We start from the raw sequence: 1168 nt of genomic DNA, 5'->3' as shown, positions 1-1168 counted from the left end.
CGTTAAAGGAGCAATAACAAGGAAACTACACAGCAGATGCATACCGGTTTTCAGATGTGATATTGCTGATTGAAGAAAAAGGGGACAAGGAGACGCAAATCATTCTTGGAATGAGTGAATCGACTTATTTCCGGCATAAGAAGAAAATGAAAGCCAGTGAATACTACAGTTTGTTAGACCCACAAAAAATGACGGATCGGATGTATCTGGAATCCGTAAAAGGCAACAACTACTTTTAGACTTTCAATTTTAATTTCAACAGTCCTCTTGACGACAGAAATAAGCTATTGTAAAATAACTGCAGAAGTAAGGTGGCCTCGTCGCAATTGGAGCGGCGCTAGCGCAAACTTTTAGGACAGGAATAAGATAACCCACAGCAATTGGAGCGGTGCAAGTGTCAATTCCTGTCCGTTTTTTATTATCTGACAATTACAGACTGCAGAACGAAGATTGTGTTTGAAAAAGAGACAATTAGGGGATACTTGAAAAGCTTATGGTCATATGCTATAATGCCTATAGGCAAAACGATAGAAAGTGCTCATATGGCACAACAAAACCCCCACGAGGTGCGAACTCGTGGGGGTTTTTATGCCGTTTTGGGTGGGTGGCTTAAACCCAAGGTTGCTACCAGTCATTCTTGTCCAACCATTTGCAGATGTAGTAGGCAACTACACTCGCCAGGACAGAAAGTATAAACGATAGAAATTCACTCATATGGCACCCCCCTTTCTCTACCTGTCTAGGGGTGGTAGCTTATCCAGTATAGCATATGACATTTAACACTGTCAATTTTAAAACTGACAGTATTAGAGGAGAAATCAACAAAATACGTATGTTTGTGTGTTTATCGAAACCTGTACCAATTTCGTTTTAGATATGCTCTGATTCCAAGATAAAGTGTATGAATCAGGAACAGCAGCACAACCAGATTGATGGGAATAAAATTCCGTATGAAATCTCCAAACCATATCAGGCATGCCAGGCTTAGCAACCAGACAGAAAGACTGATTGTGTCAGCGTACTGGTTCGCATAATGCTTACAACCTTTTATAGCACAAATTGCAAGTAAAGAAATACTTCCGACACCAAGCAGTAAAATCATCAGTATCCAGAGAAGACAGTGAATAACCATAGATGCAACAGGATGTGGAACCATATCACCCAATTG

General features: G+C 40.4%; 2 protein-coding genes. One reads left to right on the top strand and one right to left on the bottom strand.

Annotated features, from left to right (window positions below; all coding sequences use genetic code 11):
• The first annotated feature begins 56 nt into the window (after positions 1-56).
• The gene (locus AB5217_RS24905; protein ID WP_368117407.1) at positions 57-239 is read left to right on the top strand and encodes a hypothetical protein; all 183 of its coding nucleotides are present in this window, start codon (positions 57-59) and stop codon (positions 237-239) included.
• A gap of 605 nt (positions 240-844) precedes the next feature.
• On the opposite strand, the gene AB5217_RS24900 is transcribed toward AB5217_RS24905, so the two are convergent.
• A partial coding sequence (locus AB5217_RS24900; RefSeq protein ID WP_368117406.1) for a DUF6040 family protein occupies positions 845-1168 on the bottom strand: 324 nt, incomplete at its 5' end.

Origin of the sequence: Bacteroides sp. MSSM.1001136sp1_RTP21357st2_D2_RTP21359_211015 (genome assembly GCF_040913205.1) — a bacterium.
Taxonomy (GTDB): Bacteria; Bacteroidota; Bacteroidia; order Bacteroidales; family Bacteroidaceae; genus Bacteroides; species Bacteroides ovatus.
Note: the sequence above shows the minus strand (reverse complement) of the source record. Positions and strands in the feature narration are given on the sequence as shown.